Annotated in this window: 27 protein-coding genes; 13 read left to right on the top strand and 14 right to left on the bottom strand. The window is 60.0% G+C overall.

The annotated features are described in order from the left end of the window. Nucleotides 1–45 precede the first annotated feature (45 nt). From AC4LFW_RS13620 to AC4LFW_RS13555, 14 genes are all read right to left on the bottom strand, one after another. The gene (locus tag AC4LFW_RS13620) at nt 46–384 is read right to left on the bottom strand and encodes a hypothetical protein (protein ID WP_491819645.1); all 339 of its coding nucleotides are present in this window, start codon (nt 382–384) and stop codon (nt 46–48) included. 9 nt (nt 385–393) lie between these two features. After that, the gene (locus AC4LFW_RS13615) at nt 394–891 is read right to left on the bottom strand and encodes a siphovirus Gp157 family protein (RefSeq protein ID WP_491819643.1); all 498 of its coding nucleotides are present in this window, start codon (nt 889–891) and stop codon (nt 394–396) included. Further along, nucleotides 888–1,616 carry a hypothetical protein gene (locus tag AC4LFW_RS13610; RefSeq protein WP_491819641.1) on the bottom strand — a complete coding sequence of 243 codons (729 nt, stop codon included), beginning with the start codon at nt 1,614–1,616 and terminating at the stop codon, nt 888–890. Before AC4LFW_RS13610 ends, AC4LFW_RS13615 begins: the two co-directional genes overlap by 4 nt. Nucleotides 1,617–1,659: 43 nt before the next feature. Continuing rightward, on the bottom strand, nt 1,660–1,821 hold the full coding sequence (locus AC4LFW_RS13605) for a hypothetical protein (RefSeq protein ID WP_491819640.1): 162 nt from the start codon (nt 1,819–1,821) through the stop codon (nt 1,660–1,662). Further along, the gene (locus AC4LFW_RS13600) at nt 1,818–2,066 is read right to left on the bottom strand and encodes a hypothetical protein (protein WP_491819639.1); all 249 of its coding nucleotides are present in this window, start codon (nt 2,064–2,066) and stop codon (nt 1,818–1,820) included. Before AC4LFW_RS13600 ends, AC4LFW_RS13605 begins: the two co-directional genes overlap by 4 nt. Nucleotides 2,067–2,201: 135 nt before the next feature. Further along, the gene (locus tag AC4LFW_RS13595; protein ID WP_491819638.1) at nt 2,202–2,408 is read right to left on the bottom strand and encodes a hypothetical protein; all 207 of its coding nucleotides are present in this window, start codon (nt 2,406–2,408) and stop codon (nt 2,202–2,204) included. Next, nucleotides 2,405–2,647, bottom strand: a complete 243-nt coding sequence (locus AC4LFW_RS13590; protein ID WP_491819637.1) for a hypothetical protein — start codon at nt 2,645–2,647, stop codon at nt 2,405–2,407. Before AC4LFW_RS13590 ends, AC4LFW_RS13595 begins: the two co-directional genes overlap by 4 nt. Next, nucleotides 2,644–3,048: a hypothetical protein gene (locus AC4LFW_RS13585; protein WP_491819636.1), complete on the bottom strand. Its 405-nt coding sequence runs from the start codon at nt 3,046–3,048 to the stop codon at nt 2,644–2,646. Before AC4LFW_RS13585 ends, AC4LFW_RS13590 begins: the two co-directional genes overlap by 4 nt. Beyond that, nucleotides 3,045–3,260: a hypothetical protein gene (locus tag AC4LFW_RS13580; protein WP_491819635.1), complete on the bottom strand. Its 216-nt coding sequence runs from the start codon at nt 3,258–3,260 to the stop codon at nt 3,045–3,047. Before AC4LFW_RS13580 ends, AC4LFW_RS13585 begins: the two co-directional genes overlap by 4 nt. Next, nucleotides 3,257–3,475, bottom strand: a complete 219-nt coding sequence (locus tag AC4LFW_RS13575; protein ID WP_491819634.1) for a hypothetical protein — start codon at nt 3,473–3,475, stop codon at nt 3,257–3,259. Before AC4LFW_RS13575 ends, AC4LFW_RS13580 begins: the two co-directional genes overlap by 4 nt. 40 nt (nt 3,476–3,515) lie before the next feature. After that, nucleotides 3,516–3,707 carry a helix-turn-helix transcriptional regulator gene (locus AC4LFW_RS13570; protein ID WP_491819633.1) on the bottom strand — a complete coding sequence of 64 codons (192 nt, stop codon included), beginning with the start codon at nt 3,705–3,707 and terminating at the stop codon, nt 3,516–3,518. A gap of 628 nt (nt 3,708–4,335) precedes the next feature. After that, nucleotides 4,336–4,557, bottom strand: coding sequence for a hypothetical protein (locus AC4LFW_RS13565; RefSeq protein WP_491819631.1), 222 nt, complete (start codon nt 4,555–4,557; stop codon nt 4,336–4,338). A gap of 124 nt (nt 4,558–4,681) precedes the next feature. Beyond that, nucleotides 4,682–4,903 (bottom strand): hypothetical protein, encoded by a 222-nt coding sequence (locus AC4LFW_RS13560; protein ID WP_491819629.1) that lies wholly within the window; start codon nt 4,901–4,903, stop codon nt 4,682–4,684. 456 nt (nt 4,904–5,359) lie between these two features. Beyond that, nucleotides 5,360–6,016 (bottom strand): helix-turn-helix domain-containing protein, encoded by a 657-nt coding sequence (locus tag AC4LFW_RS13555; protein ID WP_491820226.1) that lies wholly within the window; start codon nt 6,014–6,016, stop codon nt 5,360–5,362. A 327-nt stretch (nt 6,017–6,343) separates the two neighbouring features. On the opposite strand from AC4LFW_RS13555, the gene AC4LFW_RS13550 reads away from it, so the two are divergent. From AC4LFW_RS13550 to AC4LFW_RS13490, 13 genes are all read left to right on the top strand, one after another. Continuing rightward, nucleotides 6,344–6,538 (top strand): hypothetical protein, encoded by a 195-nt coding sequence (locus AC4LFW_RS13550; protein ID WP_491819628.1) that lies wholly within the window; start codon nt 6,344–6,346, stop codon nt 6,536–6,538. A gap of 22 nt (nt 6,539–6,560) precedes the next feature. After that, nucleotides 6,561–6,782 (top strand): hypothetical protein, encoded by a 222-nt coding sequence (locus AC4LFW_RS13545; protein ID WP_491819626.1) that lies wholly within the window; start codon nt 6,561–6,563, stop codon nt 6,780–6,782. A 53-nt stretch (nt 6,783–6,835) separates the two neighbouring features. Continuing rightward, nucleotides 6,836–7,687, top strand: coding sequence for a replication protein (locus AC4LFW_RS13540; protein WP_491819625.1), 852 nt, complete (start codon nt 6,836–6,838; stop codon nt 7,685–7,687). Beyond that, nucleotides 7,687–8,340, top strand: a complete 654-nt coding sequence (locus AC4LFW_RS13535) for a replication protein P (protein ID WP_491819624.1) — start codon at nt 7,687–7,689, stop codon at nt 8,338–8,340. Before AC4LFW_RS13540 ends, AC4LFW_RS13535 begins: the two co-directional genes overlap by 1 nt. Beyond that, nucleotides 8,337–8,513: a hypothetical protein gene (locus AC4LFW_RS13530; protein ID WP_491819623.1), complete on the top strand. Its 177-nt coding sequence runs from the start codon at nt 8,337–8,339 to the stop codon at nt 8,511–8,513. The genes AC4LFW_RS13535 and AC4LFW_RS13530 overlap by 4 nt, the downstream gene beginning before the upstream one ends. Next, entirely contained in the window at nt 8,510–8,767 is a 258-nt protein-coding gene (locus AC4LFW_RS13525) for a TraR/DksA C4-type zinc finger protein (RefSeq protein ID WP_491819622.1), read from the top strand. The genes AC4LFW_RS13530 and AC4LFW_RS13525 overlap by 4 nt, the downstream gene beginning before the upstream one ends. Beyond that, the gene (locus tag AC4LFW_RS13520; protein WP_491819621.1) at nt 8,760–9,218 is read left to right on the top strand and encodes a NinB/YbcN family protein; all 459 of its coding nucleotides are present in this window, start codon (nt 8,760–8,762) and stop codon (nt 9,216–9,218) included. Before AC4LFW_RS13525 ends, AC4LFW_RS13520 begins: the two co-directional genes overlap by 8 nt. Further along, nucleotides 9,215–9,583, top strand: a complete 369-nt coding sequence (locus AC4LFW_RS13515; protein ID WP_491819620.1) for a Ref family recombination enhancement nuclease — start codon at nt 9,215–9,217, stop codon at nt 9,581–9,583. Before AC4LFW_RS13520 ends, AC4LFW_RS13515 begins: the two co-directional genes overlap by 4 nt. Beyond that, on the top strand, nt 9,580–9,867 hold the full coding sequence (locus AC4LFW_RS13510) for a DUF3310 domain-containing protein (protein WP_491819619.1): 288 nt from the start codon (nt 9,580–9,582) through the stop codon (nt 9,865–9,867). The genes AC4LFW_RS13515 and AC4LFW_RS13510 overlap by 4 nt, the downstream gene beginning before the upstream one ends. A gap of 269 nt (nt 9,868–10,136) precedes the next feature. Then, nucleotides 10,137–10,610 (top strand): hypothetical protein, encoded by a 474-nt coding sequence (locus AC4LFW_RS13505; RefSeq protein ID WP_491819618.1) that lies wholly within the window; start codon nt 10,137–10,139, stop codon nt 10,608–10,610. Beyond that, nucleotides 10,610–11,749 (top strand): oxidoreductase, encoded by a 1,140-nt coding sequence (locus AC4LFW_RS13500; RefSeq protein WP_491819617.1) that lies wholly within the window; start codon nt 10,610–10,612, stop codon nt 11,747–11,749. The genes AC4LFW_RS13505 and AC4LFW_RS13500 overlap by 1 nt, the downstream gene beginning before the upstream one ends. Next, complete coding sequence (locus AC4LFW_RS13495; protein ID WP_491819616.1) at nt 11,746–12,291, top strand: hypothetical protein; 546 nt, start codon at nt 11,746–11,748, stop codon at nt 12,289–12,291. The genes AC4LFW_RS13500 and AC4LFW_RS13495 overlap by 4 nt, the downstream gene beginning before the upstream one ends. Beyond that, a complete protein-coding gene (locus tag AC4LFW_RS13490) occupies nt 12,291–12,824 on the top strand; it encodes an HNH endonuclease (protein ID WP_491819615.1) in 534 nt (177 codons plus the stop codon). The genes AC4LFW_RS13495 and AC4LFW_RS13490 overlap by 1 nt, the downstream gene beginning before the upstream one ends. Nucleotides 12,825–12,830 lie beyond the last annotated feature (6 nt).

Below are 12,830 nucleotides of genomic sequence, written 5' to 3'. Positions count from 1 at the left end.
GGTGTTTGTCCGGGGAGGAGGGCGCCGAGGGGCGCCCGGGGTGGATCAGATCAGCAGCGAGCGGGCGCCGCGGTAGGGGTCGGCGAATGGCACGTCGTCCTCATAGGCTGGAGGCGCCGCCTGCTGGCTGCGTTGTGGCTGGCCTTGACGCTGTTGCTGCGGCTGCCCTTGCTGCTGATCGTCGCGCGGCTCAAAAAGGGCAAGCCAGATGGAGCCGTCTTCGTCGACCTTGCAGCCGGCCGGGTTGAAGAAGGCGTCCATCTTCATGCGGAAACCCTTGTCGGTCTGGATGACCGCGCCGACTTTCCGGCTGATGTACTTGGTCTCGCCGTTCTTCTCGTACTTGCCGACGGTGGCTACTACGTCGTATTTGAGCTTGGCCATTCTGGCTCCTTACTTGATGCGGATGGATGATTGGCCGCGCTCCAGGCGCGCACCGGGCACTTCCTCGCCGGCCTTTAGCTTGGCGGCGATGGCAGTCTTGTCTGGCGCGATCTCGGTCTTCACGCGCATCAGGTCGTCCGGGATGCTGTTCTCGTCATCCACAACAACCGATTCGCGGCCCTTGGCCAGGGTGATGGTGAAGAGCGGGCAGCTGATCTTCGTCATGCCGGCCGCTTCCATGTTCTCGCGCAGGTACTCCTTGATCTCGCGCTGGCGGTTGGCGAGGAGGCGCTTTCGCTCCTGCAGCCGGTCGATTTCCTTATCCAGCGCGGCAACGTCGGCATCGAAGTTCAGGATGACGTGAGAGACGGCCAGCGCCTTGTCCTGAAACTCCGCCTCAATGCCTTGCATCGTGTCGCGGATGGCAACGGCCATGTCCTCGTCTGCCGCTTCCTGCAGCAGGGCCAGCTCCTTGAACTGGCCGGTGATTTCGTAAAGGGCGGTCATGCTTTCGCCTCCTGAGCGGATAGGGCCGACTTGCGTTCATCCTTCGCCCGGGTGAACTTGAGCTTGTTGGTTTCATCCTTGCGCAGGTCCAGCTTCCGAATAGCTGAGGCGAAAACCTTCTGCAGCTCGTTCAGCGTTTGCGCTGTCTGGATCAGCCGCAGGTTGTTATCCAGCCACTCGCGATACTCCGCAGCCTGGCGCTCCTTCGTCTCGATCTTGTCCTCGGCTCGCTCGATTTCAGCCTCGGCTTCGATCTCGTTGACGTAATGGATGTCGTCATACAGGCCCATGCGGATATCTGCGGAGAAGCCGAGCTGGCTAAGGCACTTGCCGATGGCATCGGTTAGCGATTTTTTCGGGGCTTCGAAGTCAGTCGTGACACCGAATTTGTTCTGCGTTACGAACGGGGTGTGCCCGTAGTGCATGACCGTCTTGCGCTCGCCGTCGTCGCCGATGTACCAGAGCGCCACCTTGAGCGTGTGGACTTGGGCGTGGGCGAGCACCGTGCCTTCCTTGTTGGTGAGCGGCCCGCCAATGTCGAATCGCTCCTCTACCACGTCGTAGCCCCATCCTGTTCCGCATGGCCCGAAAGTCTCGGTCGCGCGCTTGGCAAGGTATTGAGCGTTTACGGCGGTACCGGTAAAGCCGCCCGGGCCGGTGTATTCCTTGGTGAACTTGGGGTCGGTCTTCTGAACCGCGTCCCAAATCTGCAATTTGCTGGACACAGGATCTCCTCGGCCGCATCGCGCAGCCTGTCAGTAGGTTGGTTTATCCGAAAAAGTGATTCATGGCCGCCCACTGGAAGCCCGCCGTTATCAGCAGGCCAGACAGGACGGCGAAGCCAGACAGCGCAGACCATCCAGCCGCATAGCTGTGGCCTGTCTGTGTGTCGTAGGGGGTGGGGTCGTAGGGGAGGGAGGCGGTGGTCATGGCAGCACCTCGTCACCTGTCAGATGCTCAGCGAATACAGTCGCCTCGCCGTTCGTTTCCCAGAACTTGCCTTTGCCATCAGTTAGCTCGAACCAGAGGCCGGGGTTCATTCGGCCAGTAGCGCGCCGCTGTCTCACGAATAATCCGAACTTGTTCGGGTTCGGGTCGCCTGCCCATAGATTGCACATCCGGTCTCCAAACTTCGGCTTGCGCCCTGCATTTATGCGCGCAGCCAGTTCACTCATTGCCTTCCTGCGATCCTCCATGCTCATTCCGTCACCATCCCTGCAAGTCCGCTCAGCACAACCAGCAGCGAGAACACTACCAGGCCTGATGCGTAGAATTTCCAGAACCAGATGCGCTTGGCGCGTTGGTATGAGCTAGTCATTCCGCACCTCCAGCACCCGGCGACCGCGCTTGATGGTCATGGGCGAGCAGATGCCTGAGTCGATCAGGCGTGTTTCAGGTGGCAGGCCTAGCGCCTTGCACAACGACTGGCCGGGCGCGGAGAGCAGGGTGAAGCGCTGGGCTATCTCAGCCACCTGCTCATCAATGAGGCTGGTTACTGGCGCGGTAGTGGCGTTCATGGCTTTTCTCCCTGCTGGGCGCGCATGAAATCCGCCATGCCGCCCATCTGCTCAACGATGGCGCGCTCTTCGGCTTCGCTGCTGGATGTGATCTCCAGCCTTTTCTTGAGGCAGCGCGCGCAGTCGACGGCACGCCAGTCACCGCTTAACTTGCTGGTCTCACCTAGCCATACGCCGCAAGGGCCGCGCTCGGCTTCCTCGTCCCCAGCGAGAAATGGAGGGTAATAGTGAGTCTTCATGGCTGCTCTCCTTGCAGGGCGGCGCGAGCTTTAGCCCCGCCATCACGGTCCAACGCTTGACGAGACGATTCGCCTACGGATCCCAATTTTCGACAACCTGCCGCTTGCTTTGAATACCACTCCAGCACATCCCGCAGCCGATCCTGCTCAGCGAGAAGGGCTTCGATTCGGTCATGCTGCGTGTGCAGCGTGTTCACCAGTCCGTCAATGTTCTCTTGCAGTTCGCAGACTGCGACCCCGTAGCTGTCGCCGTCCTTGGTGCGCACGTCCACGCCGAGCAGATCGCGCAGCAGGGCTACCATCTCGGCGGGCGCTGCAATGACGTAGTGGTCGTCAGGCTCGCGGACGTACTCGAAGCCCTTCTTCAGGCACTCTTCCTGCCAGTTCACTTCCTTGCTCATGCCGCAGTCCTCACGGTGAATTTCGTCTTGAGCGTCCATGCCTTCGTGACCGCGTGATGCAGCCGCAGATAGCGGGCCGTATCGATCTGTCCGGTATCGCGCAACGCCTGCAGGTAGCCGTACAGGACGTTACAGTGGTAGTCCGCGGTGGCAGCGTACCGGGCGCCACGCAGGTGCTTGAAGTGCTCGCGAATGGTGTCTTCGGTCTTCATGCTGCCTCCCGCTTGATCTCTTCGGCGTGTTCGCGGCGCCGGTTGGCCTCGTGTTCGAGGAATTCGTCTATCCGGTCATCGCAGTAGTCGAGGAAGGCCTGGACGGTTGCTTCGTCGTGCTCCTCCAGCTGCCGCTGAATGGCTTCTTCAAGCGTTGTGCTATCAGCAGGCAGGGACGACTCTCGGCGCCGCTGGCCGCGTGCTAGTGCGTTCATGTGGGTTACCTCGGGTCGCCCGGACGGGCTGGGGTGGGCGTTACGAATTGGCCGCGTTGCTTTTGAGATATTGCTCAACTTCCTCGACCGGCCAGCGGACAGACTTGCCGAAGCGAATTGGCTGAGGGAAGCCCGGCGTTTTGGTCCAGCGCCACCAAGTTGTTCGGCTGATTTCAAGCTGCTCGAAAAAGTGCGCGGCAGGTTTGTACGTAGTCATCTGGGCTTTTTTCATTTCCATGTCCTTTCGATCTATCTGCACACCCACTGCAAAGCCCCCGTCCTGTATCGCAGGACCAAGTGAGGTACAGGCAGAGGCTTTGCGGTAGGTGCTGGGGTAGGAGGGTGATGCAGTGGCCGGGCATCACTCCGGCGCGCCTTAACAATGCGGTGGCTCCGCAAGAGGGCTCCCGACCTTTCGGCCCGCATGGCAACCCCTCTGACGACTTCTTCCCCGGTGCGCCTGGCTCCGGCATTTCTGCTGTTTGCGTGTCTATGGTTGCCACGCCGCACTGCATCGGGGAGTGATCTGTAGAACTGGCCCACACGGGCGACCTCCCACCCTCCACGGGTAGGCGCGCTAAGCATCGACGCCGATTACTAGTCAGGAGGCCTGCAGTCCTCCATTCGTTCATCGCCGCCTACGCAACCAATCACCGCCGTCGCGAACGGCCGGGTCGCTGGTTAACACTGCGCTACAGCTCTACAGATCACTCTCCGATGCAGGCTCGTTACGTGAGCCATTCGGCCGTCTCAACGGGGTGTAGTGGAGTCCCGCCAACGGCTGCCGGTGTTTTTCGCAATCAGGGCACTACCGGCTTATCCCTGTCGCAGGTATCCCGAAGGGGCGCTGCGCTCGCCTGTTACTTGGTGCGGGCTTCGATCATTGCGTCGGCGATGGCGTAAGCGTCGGTTGCCAGATGGCTGAACCTCTCGAAGTCGCCGCCGCCTTCGAGCAACCCTTGCATCGCCTTCGCTGCGAAGTAATCGCGTAGAGTCATGCCATTCCTTTCGGCGCAGCCCTCACTCCATGCCGTTTGGAGCGGAAACGCTGGCCCGCCTGCTTCAATCTCTTTCGCTTCCATCATCCTTCTCCTTCCAATTCCTTCTCCACCAGTCCCACATGTACAGCGCTGCTAGGGCGCCGCAGAGGATCAGGGCGTCTGGGGTGGTTAGCATCGCCTGTGCTCCTGTGTGCTGGTGGGGCGGTTAACCTGCCAGCTCATCAGCGCGAGCTGCCCAGGCGGCGTGTAGCCTGTCGCGCAGCACTTGCTGATGCTCTGCGCTGATGATGTGCGCCACATGCAGGGCGATGATGAATCCAGACGTGTGCGACGCCATTCGCAGGAGGTCGCGGTCGGTTTCTGCGGTTGCCAGCCCGGCAATGTCCTTTTCGGCCATCTCTACGGCCAGCCTGTGATGTGCGTTCATTTCCGTTCTCCGGTTGTCTTCCCGTCTGGCCCTGTCGCCAAGGCCAGCCAGTGAAAACTTGCATTACGCCGCACTGCCCGTTCGGGTCATTCGCTCGGTTCGGTCAGCACCTCGCCTGTTCCAGCCCCTCAATGGCTTTTCCAGTGCGCCGGTCGCCGTCGAGGCAATGCGGTTTGTGTTGCGGCAAGTTCTTAAAGAGTTTCCGGGGATTCACCCGAGGCCCGTTTCGGGGCCTGGAAGCTTGTTGCGCTTCGATGGGGTGAACAATACGGAAACGTATTGAATCGGTCAATACGTTTTCGCATTAATTTATACGGTAGGTAATACGCTGTGGCGCCAGTGATCTGTCGTTTGCATGAAAACAAGCGAAGCGGCCATTCGTCGGACGGGTTCGAGCGGGGAATCTGAGGCACAAAAAAGCCCGCTCAGAGGCGGGCTTTTGATATCGCGGTGATATTAGAAGACGGACTTCGCTAGCTTGGCGTCGATGACGCGGCCGATGATTTGGACATCGCTCGTGACCTCGATTGTCTTAAAAGAGGGGTTCAGCGGCTCCAGGTATTCGACGCCGCTGTCTCTCACATAACGCTTGAACGTGGTTTCGCCCGTTTCGCCAAGTCTGGCAACGTAAAACTTCCCGCTGACGAGATCAAAGCCTTCCGGCTGAACCAGAATGCGCATCTTAGGTGGGAAGCTCGCGCCGTCCCCTGGGGAAACCATCGACAGGCCCTTCACCTCAAGCCAATAGCCCCTATCGCCCGCCTTCTCGTCCGATTCGATAAACTCTTCGGCATCGCCGGGCATAAAATTGTCGGCCGATTCAGCCCACATTCCAGCAGCAATCCAACTGATCAAGGGATACTTCCTCGCTTCCCTATGTGGCTGCAAAGTGGGGCTGACGTTACTCAGCGCACCACCCCCAAAGAGCAGCCACTCAGGCGGAACCTTCAAGGCTCTGGCGAGTTTGGACACGGTATCTCGCCTGGGGCTTTTGCTCTCCCCAGAAAGTATACGGTTAATCGTTGGTTGCGGGACAGAAGACTGGCGCCAGAGTTCCCCCTCTGACCACCCTCTAGCCCTCATCAAGCCTGCAAGACGCGAGGCAATATTCATCTCATCCCCGATACGGTTTTGTATATCGAGATTGTATTGCTCTAAGTCATGCGTTTGCGTATCATCGGCCATACATAACCTGATTGGTATCGTATCAAATGACCATCCAACAGATGCTCTGTGAACTGGCCAGTCTGGGCTACTCACAGCGGCAAATTGCCGAGGCTAGCGGGACCAGCCAACCGAACATTAACCGCGCCCTCAAGGGTACGTCTGTTCGGTACGAGATCGGCAAGGAGATCGAGCGATTGCATAAGAAAGCCACTCGTTCCGCGTCCCGCAAAGCAGCGTAACCCTAACCACGAAGAGATAAGGAGTTTTCTCGCCATGTATGACAACCCCCGCCACAAGAAAGAACAGATCGTTAAAGCCCGCCTGGATTACTACGACGACTGCGCATTTCGTGCGCTAGCCAACCAGATGCGCATGCAGCCCGCCGTGTTAGCCCGCCACTTGATTAAAGAGTTCATCCGCGAGGCTAAGGGGCAGTCTGCCACTACCGAGCAGCGTACCGCCGTTTAGAGGCACTGAGCAGGGGAAGTTTGTGGGTGAGCTGATTGAGCTGGGGGAGTTTGACGACGAGGAACGGAGATTCCTGCGGGAGATGGCGAACGGCCTTAACAAGTCGGTCGAGGACGCAACAGGAGAGATCCTGAAGATGATCGCCGAGAACCACAAGGTGATTCGGAGCCGGGTGGTAGCAGCAGAAGTAACAGACCTCGCCCTAATCAGGGCAAGGAAGCGGGGGCCTGAAAAGGGCCAATAAAAAAGCCCACCGGATCAGGGTGGGCTCAGGACAACGTACTTACGGGAAAGATTATGGACAACGTGATTCACATTGGCAACACCCAACGGGGGTTTACCCGGATGGACAACAGCATCATGGAGGCTCTGGCTGCAGTTGATCTGCCAGCTCGTGAGTTCCGCGTCGTGATGGCTATCGCCCGCCAGACTATCGGCTACAACGTCGAGAGCAAGCGTCTCTCTGCCGACGAGATCGGCAAGCTGACCAACATGCGCCGTGACGTTGTCTCCAAGGCGATCAGTCATCTCCTTGAGCGCCGCATCATGTTCCGCGTAGGTGGAAGCCGTGGAGAGGTGGGTATTTCCCCAGTCTCCGAGTGGTCCTTCTACGAAGAGAAGCAAGACCGTCTCACTGAGACCAAAACGTCTCACTCAGCCCAAATCGTCTCACTGAGACATGACGCGAGTGAGACCAAAACGGCAACTTGCTTCCTTTATACAAAGAAAACAAATCTTCCTACGGAAGATATTGTAACGCCCGACGGGAAGAGCAAGCCCGCTGTCAAGGCGAAGAGCCGCAAGCCATCCTCGGCAGGGTTCGGCCTGACTCACATGCTGGCTGACAACCCCCATGCCATCCCTGACCAACTGCTCCAAGACTGGATTGCCCTGCGCGAGAAGAAGCGTGCCGCACTGAGCGCAACCGTCTGGACCGCCCTGAACGCCGAGCTGGACAAGTGCGTAGCCGCTGGCATCTCCGCTGAGACCGCAATGACCGAAGCGCTGGTCGCTGGCTGGCAGGGTTTCAAGGTCGACTGGGTTGTTAACCGCTTGACCACTGAGGGCCGTATGCCGGCTCGCAACTCGTCCGCCCCTGATTTCCACAGCGGTGACACCAGCTGGGCAAACGATCTGGGGGATCTGTGATGCGCAACGTCAAGGATCTGATCCCGTCCGCCACCAGCGGCAACCACGTCGCCATCGCTGAGCCGGTCAACGCGCCTCGCGCTATCGACCAAGGCACCGCCAGCGTCGTCAACAGCCTGTTCGCTGAGCTGCAGTGCATCTTCCCGGCCTGGAAGCAGGCATGGCCCGATGAGGACTCGCTGAAGGCCGCTAAACGCTCATGGATCAAGGGATTCATGGCTGCTGGTATCAACTCGCTTGAGCAGATCCGCTTCGGCATCCAGCAGTGCCGCAAGTCCGGTGGCGACTTCGCCCCGAGCGTTGGCCGCTTCATCCGCTGGTGTGAGCCGACCCCTGAAATGATGGGCCTACCAGATGCGGCGAAGGCGTACCGCGAGGCCTGCGCGAATGCCCATCCAGCCGCTGATCGCCATTGGTCGCACCCGGCCGTCCACCACGCAGCCTGCGAAACCGGCTTCTACGAGCTGGCAAATATGCCCGAAGAGCGCAGCCGCAAGCTGTTCGACCGCAACTATGCCATCACCGTGCGCATGGTTATGACCGGCGAGCCGCTTCGGGAAATCCCGCTGGCCCTGCCGGAAACCGTGACCGTCCGCACGCCTGAAGTCGGACTGGCCGCTATTGCCGCACTGCGCGCGAAGGTGAAGGCATGAACCGCTCCGGCTCCCTCACTCTCGCCCAGCGCGCAACCCTCGCCCAGGCACTGGCAGCGGGTTTCATCGTGGACGAGGAAGAAAACACCGTCATCCGCATCAAGCGCGGCAACGACTACCGATTGATTCAGATGGACGGCTCGCAGAAGCGGGCCTATGGGGCGAAGAGATGAGTGATTTTTCAGAAATGGCCGCCGCCTACGAGCAGGCCCGCACAGCTCCCGACGTAACAGATCGCGCTACTGGCCTAGAGGAGGCTGATCGGATAGGTGGTGTGGCGCTGGTACAGGCCAGGCTGCAGGGGCAGGGCGCTGAGGAATGCGAGGAGTGCGGCATCGAGATTCCGGCCGCTCGCCGTCGTGCTGCGCCGTGGGCGGTGTGCTGCATCGACTGCGCTTCGATGAGGGAGGGGCGCCGCCATGGCTGAGAGGATTCGCGTCAACGGCCTGGGTGAACTCTCCGCAGTGACCGCTGCCATTCGCGCCAAAGGCTTCCCGTGCAACGTCAGCATCACCGGTGCGGGCCGCAGCCTGCCTCAGAACTCCCTGTTCCATAAGTGGTGCGCAGAGATCGCGGCCTTCTTCGTATCGATGGGCAAGACGACTTTCGCCACCGGTGCCGCCATGAACGAAACGAACATGAAGCGGAACCTGAAGCAGACGTTTCTCGGCGAGGAGGAGATCGAGGATATCGACCTGCGGACAGGCGAGATCACCAAGCGCTCCGAGCTGCGCCACACCAGTGACCTCGACAAGGGCGAGATGCACGCCTTCATGACCTGCGTCGACAAGTGGGCCATGGAGCACGGCATCTACCTGTCGCACCCCGAGGACAGCGAGTACATGCGGATGCAGCGTGACTTTGGGGAGGCAGCATGAAAGGCCGTAACCCATCCGCAGAACAGAAGCGCTATCACGATCAGCTCGCTCAGCGCATCGGCTGCATAGCCTGCCATCGCGACACGGCAGGCCATCAGCGCAACCACGTCGTGAGCATCCACCACGTCGATGGCCGCACCAAGCCAAACGCGCACTGGCTCGTTCTGCCGCTGTGCGCTGGCCATCACCAAGACGGCTACGGCGCGCCCGGCCTGATCGCAGTTCACCCCTACAAGGCCCGCTTCGAGCTGGCCTATGGGAAGCAGGAAACACTAATCCGCGACTGCGCCCTGCAGTTGCTTGATATGGGCCTGACGCTCCCGGCGCGGGTCATGGAATTGATCGGACTGGAGCAGGCAGCATGAGCGACGCAATCAACCCCACCCATTACACACGCGGCGGCGTTGAGTGCATCGACGCTATCGAGTCGGCCACTGTCGACAAGCGCGGCATTGAGGCTGCATGCACCGCGAACATCATCAAGTACCTGTGGCGGTACGAGGCCAAGAACGGCATCGAGGACGTGAAGAAGGCCCGCTGGTATCTGGAGCGCCTGCTTTCTCACCTGAGCAAAGTGCAAGAAGCGCAGTTCGGCCAGATCAATACCATCGACTACCGCACCGAAGCCGAGAAGGCGGAACTGGCATGAAGATCAGCCGAATCGATGTGATTGGACAGAACGGAAACGATGGGGCGGCCTATGACGGGTTCGGCGCGGAATGGCTCGCTAAATCTGGCCTGCTTGACGATGACGGAGCGGCAGCTGATCGAAGCGGACAAGACAGCCTGCTTGATCAGGTGGAAGGTGCGCGACCTCAAGGGGCCGGAGAGGCAGAGGCAGGGCAACGTTCTGCTGGCGGCTGTTCCAGAGAGTGCGCGGCCTGCCGTTGTGCAAGCGCTGAAGGCGAGGGGGAGTAGATGATCATCGGAATCGACCCTGGCTGCACCGGCGCAGTCGTCCTCATGCACAACGACTACCGCTACGTTGCGCACATCCTCATGCCAACAGTGAAGGTCGGCACCAAAAGCCGCGTGAACGGCGCTGCCATTTCCGCCTTCCTCCGCGAGCACAAGTACCGGGAGCCGACGCACGCGTATCTCGAGCAGGTCGGCGCCATGCCGGGCCAGGGCGTTTCCTCGATGTTCACCTTTGGCCATGCCGCTGGCGTGGTCGAGGGCATCCTGCAAGGAGCGTGCATTCCTTACACATTGGTCACGCCGCAAGCATGGAAGAAAAAAGCGGGCCTCATCGGGGCCGACAAAGACGCCGCCCGATCCCGCGCCATTCAGCTTTACCCGGACCTCCGCATTCTCGACCTGAAAGGGAAGGGGCAAGCGGTGGCCGACGCTATTTTGATCGCCCGGTTTGGGCAGAAGGGGGAGACAGCCTAATGGCCGCACGCGTATTCACAGACGAGCAGCTTATCGAAGCGCTCAAGACCATGACCAACGCGCAAGCGGCCACGCACTTCGGTGTATGGACGCGCACGATTGAGGTTCGCCGGGCAAAGCTGGCTCGCAAGGGTTGGAGTCCTGAGCATGGCATGACCAAAACCGTGCCGGACGGCTTTCACCTCAAGGGCACCTCGACGCTGTATGACGAGGAAGGCAAGCCGAAGCTGCAGTGGGTGAAGACCAGCATCGACCACGAGCGCCAGCGTGAGCTGTTCATGCAGGCCGCCGAGGCTATGGCAGCTGAACTGCCGCAGGTTGGGTCGGTTATGTCACCAGAGCGCACCCTGCCTCACCTGATGGCCGTATACCCGATCGGTGATGCTCATATCGGGATGCGCGCATGGGGCGACGAAACGCAGGGCGAAAGCTGGGACATGACCCGCGCTGTACAGGTGCAGTGCGGCGCGATGGCTGCCCTGGTCGAGCTGGCGCCGGCAGCAGAGCAGGCGGTGATCATCAACCTCGGAGATTGGTTCCACGCTGACAACATGGCCGGCATGACAGAGCGCTCCGGTCACGTCATGGATCTGGACGGCCGCTACGCCAAGATGATCGACGTAGGGATGATGGTCATGCGCCAGTGCATCACGTCAGCCCTGAAGAAGCACAAGACGGTGCGCGTGATCAACGTAGTGGGCAATCACGACGACACAGGCGCTCTGTGGATGAGCGTAGCCCTGCGACACACCTACGAGAACGAGCCCCGCGTTCAGATCGATCGCGCCCCGTCAGCATTCCACTACATCGAGTTCGGCAAGGTGCTGATTGGCTGCCACCACGGCCACACCTGCAAGGGCGAGCGCCTGCCGGGCGTTATGGCCGCAGATCAGGCTCAAGCCTGGGGCCGCACTGAGCATCGCTACTGGTATCTGGGCCACGTCCATCACCAGAGCGTGAAGGAGTATGCCGGCGTGACCGTCGAGAGCTTCAACACCCTGACCGCCAAGGACGCCTATGCAGCCTTCGGAGGCTACCGCGCGCGCCAGAACATGAAGTGCATCGTCATGCATTCAGAGCACGGCGAAGTATCGCGTCACACCGTCAGCCCTGAGATGTTGAAAGGAGAGGCAGCATGACCTACCAGTCAGTTGTATCAGCAGTAGTCCGGGCCCTGGCTGCGGAGACCATCAACAGCGCGGGCGGCGTGGACTTTGAGCCAAAGGTTCAGGCTGCGCGCATTCCTGGCGAGATCAGCGGGAAGGAAGCGGCGTTCCTGACGGACTGCTGGGTTCATGGCCGGCTCCACAAGGCACTGCCGGTTGGTCTGTGGCTGGCATTGACCGCGAAATACAGCACAAACATGGAGCGCAAGCGCGCCGCGATGACTGTTATCGCTAGCGGCCTGAAGTCTCCAGCGCCTAAACGATTTGTTGAGTGCGCGGTAGCGACGTGGGCCTTCCCAAAACTGCCCGGAGCGGACGGAAAGCGGTCGACCAATGTGATGCCTGCAGGCTGGTACGACATGACTAATTGGGATGATGGCGGTCGCCCTGAGTCGACTTTGCGTCGATGGAGGAACGGAATCCGGCGCGACCTTGAGGCGCAAGTCAACGAGGGCCTTTTGCTGGCGCAAGAGATTCTTGATCGGGAAGGCCTGATTGCAGGGGAGGCGGCCTGATGAAAACGGATGCACGACTGGAGAAGCAAGTCGTAAAGCAAGATGCGCTAGAGCATTCAAGGCTGCTAGAGCTGCTTGAATACGACGCGGAGACGGGGCTATTCCGATGGGCAGTAAACCGTGGCCGCCTAGCTAAGGCTGGGAGCGTTGCAGGAGGGCCGCGCGTAGACGGGTATTGGGGGATAAAGCTGGCTGGCTTCACCTATCTAGCTCATCGCCTTGCCTGGTTCTATGTCTATGGGGTTTGGCCTGAAGAAGAGCTTGACCACATAGATCGCAACAGGGCAAACAACCGAATCGAGAACCTTAGGCACGCGACGCGGGCGGACAACTGTCGCAACAAGCCGGTAAGCAGATCATCAAAGACTGGCGTGAAGGGTGTATGGCCCCACAAGAACAGGTTCCGTGCCGAAATCCACTTTGGTGGTAAGCAGAGGGACTTGGGCGTCTATGACACTGTTGACGAAGCAAGAGCCGTCTACGAGGCAGCTGCACGCAAGATTCACGGCGATTTTGCGGTTGTCTGCCATTGATTCAGG

Source organism: Stutzerimonas sp. C6.4V (assembly GCF_058536345.1).
Note: the sequence above shows the minus strand (reverse complement) of the source record. Positions and strands in the feature narration are given on the sequence as shown.

Excerpts from the sequence above, each read along its gene's own strand:
- AC4LFW_RS13595 (WP_491819638.1), bottom strand. The coding sequence starts at position 2,408 with ATGAACGCCACTACCGCGCCAGTAACCAGCCTCATTGATGAGCAGGTG.
- AC4LFW_RS13560 (WP_491819629.1), bottom strand. The coding sequence starts at position 4,903 with ATGAACGCACATCACAGGCTGGCCGTAGAGATGGCCGAAAAGGACATT.
- AC4LFW_RS13540 (WP_491819625.1), top strand. The coding sequence starts at position 6,836 with ATGGACAACGTGATTCACATTGGCAACACCCAACGGGGGTTTACCCGG.
- AC4LFW_RS13515 (WP_491819620.1), top strand. The coding sequence starts at position 9,215 with ATGAAAGGCCGTAACCCATCCGCAGAACAGAAGCGCTATCACGATCAG.
- AC4LFW_RS13585 (WP_491819636.1), bottom strand. The coding sequence starts at position 3,048 with ATGAGCAAGGAAGTGAACTGGCAGGAAGAGTGCCTGAAGAAGGGCTTC.
- AC4LFW_RS13505 (WP_491819618.1), top strand. The coding sequence starts at position 10,137 with ATGATCATCGGAATCGACCCTGGCTGCACCGGCGCAGTCGTCCTCATG.
- AC4LFW_RS13615 (WP_491819643.1), bottom strand. The coding sequence starts at position 891 with ATGACCGCCCTTTACGAAATCACCGGCCAGTTCAAGGAGCTGGCCCTG.
- AC4LFW_RS13565 (WP_491819631.1), bottom strand. The coding sequence starts at position 4,557 with ATGGAAGCGAAAGAGATTGAAGCAGGCGGGCCAGCGTTTCCGCTCCAA.
- AC4LFW_RS13580 (WP_491819635.1), bottom strand. The coding sequence starts at position 3,260 with ATGAAGACCGAAGACACCATTCGCGAGCACTTCAAGCACCTGCGTGGC.
- AC4LFW_RS13490 (WP_491819615.1), top strand. The coding sequence starts at position 12,291 with ATGAAAACGGATGCACGACTGGAGAAGCAAGTCGTAAAGCAAGATGCG.
- AC4LFW_RS13525 (WP_491819622.1), top strand. The coding sequence starts at position 8,510 with ATGAGTGATTTTTCAGAAATGGCCGCCGCCTACGAGCAGGCCCGCACA.
- AC4LFW_RS13510 (WP_491819619.1), top strand. The coding sequence starts at position 9,580 with ATGAGCGACGCAATCAACCCCACCCATTACACACGCGGCGGCGTTGAG.
- AC4LFW_RS13570 (WP_491819633.1), bottom strand. The coding sequence starts at position 3,707 with ATGAAAAAAGCCCAGATGACTACGTACAAACCTGCCGCGCACTTTTTC.
- AC4LFW_RS13555 (WP_491820226.1), bottom strand. The coding sequence starts at position 6,016 with ATGAATATTGCCTCGCGTCTTGCAGGCTTGATGAGGGCTAGAGGGTGG.
- AC4LFW_RS13520 (WP_491819621.1), top strand. The coding sequence starts at position 8,760 with ATGGCTGAGAGGATTCGCGTCAACGGCCTGGGTGAACTCTCCGCAGTG.
- AC4LFW_RS13530 (WP_491819623.1), top strand. The coding sequence starts at position 8,337 with ATGAACCGCTCCGGCTCCCTCACTCTCGCCCAGCGCGCAACCCTCGCC.
- AC4LFW_RS13550 (WP_491819628.1), top strand. The coding sequence starts at position 6,344 with ATGTATGACAACCCCCGCCACAAGAAAGAACAGATCGTTAAAGCCCGC.
- AC4LFW_RS13620 (WP_491819645.1), bottom strand. The coding sequence starts at position 384 with ATGGCCAAGCTCAAATACGACGTAGTAGCCACCGTCGGCAAGTACGAG.
- AC4LFW_RS13590 (WP_491819637.1), bottom strand. The coding sequence starts at position 2,647 with ATGAAGACTCACTATTACCCTCCATTTCTCGCTGGGGACGAGGAAGCC.
- AC4LFW_RS13535 (WP_491819624.1), top strand. The coding sequence starts at position 7,687 with ATGCGCAACGTCAAGGATCTGATCCCGTCCGCCACCAGCGGCAACCAC.
- AC4LFW_RS13600 (WP_491819639.1), bottom strand. The coding sequence starts at position 2,066 with ATGAGTGAACTGGCTGCGCGCATAAATGCAGGGCGCAAGCCGAAGTTT.
- AC4LFW_RS13500 (WP_491819617.1), top strand. The coding sequence starts at position 10,610 with ATGGCCGCACGCGTATTCACAGACGAGCAGCTTATCGAAGCGCTCAAG.
- AC4LFW_RS13575 (WP_491819634.1), bottom strand. The coding sequence starts at position 3,475 with ATGAACGCACTAGCACGCGGCCAGCGGCGCCGAGAGTCGTCCCTGCCT.
- AC4LFW_RS13495 (WP_491819616.1), top strand. The coding sequence starts at position 11,746 with ATGACCTACCAGTCAGTTGTATCAGCAGTAGTCCGGGCCCTGGCTGCG.
- AC4LFW_RS13605 (WP_491819640.1), bottom strand. The coding sequence starts at position 1,821 with ATGACCACCGCCTCCCTCCCCTACGACCCCACCCCCTACGACACACAG.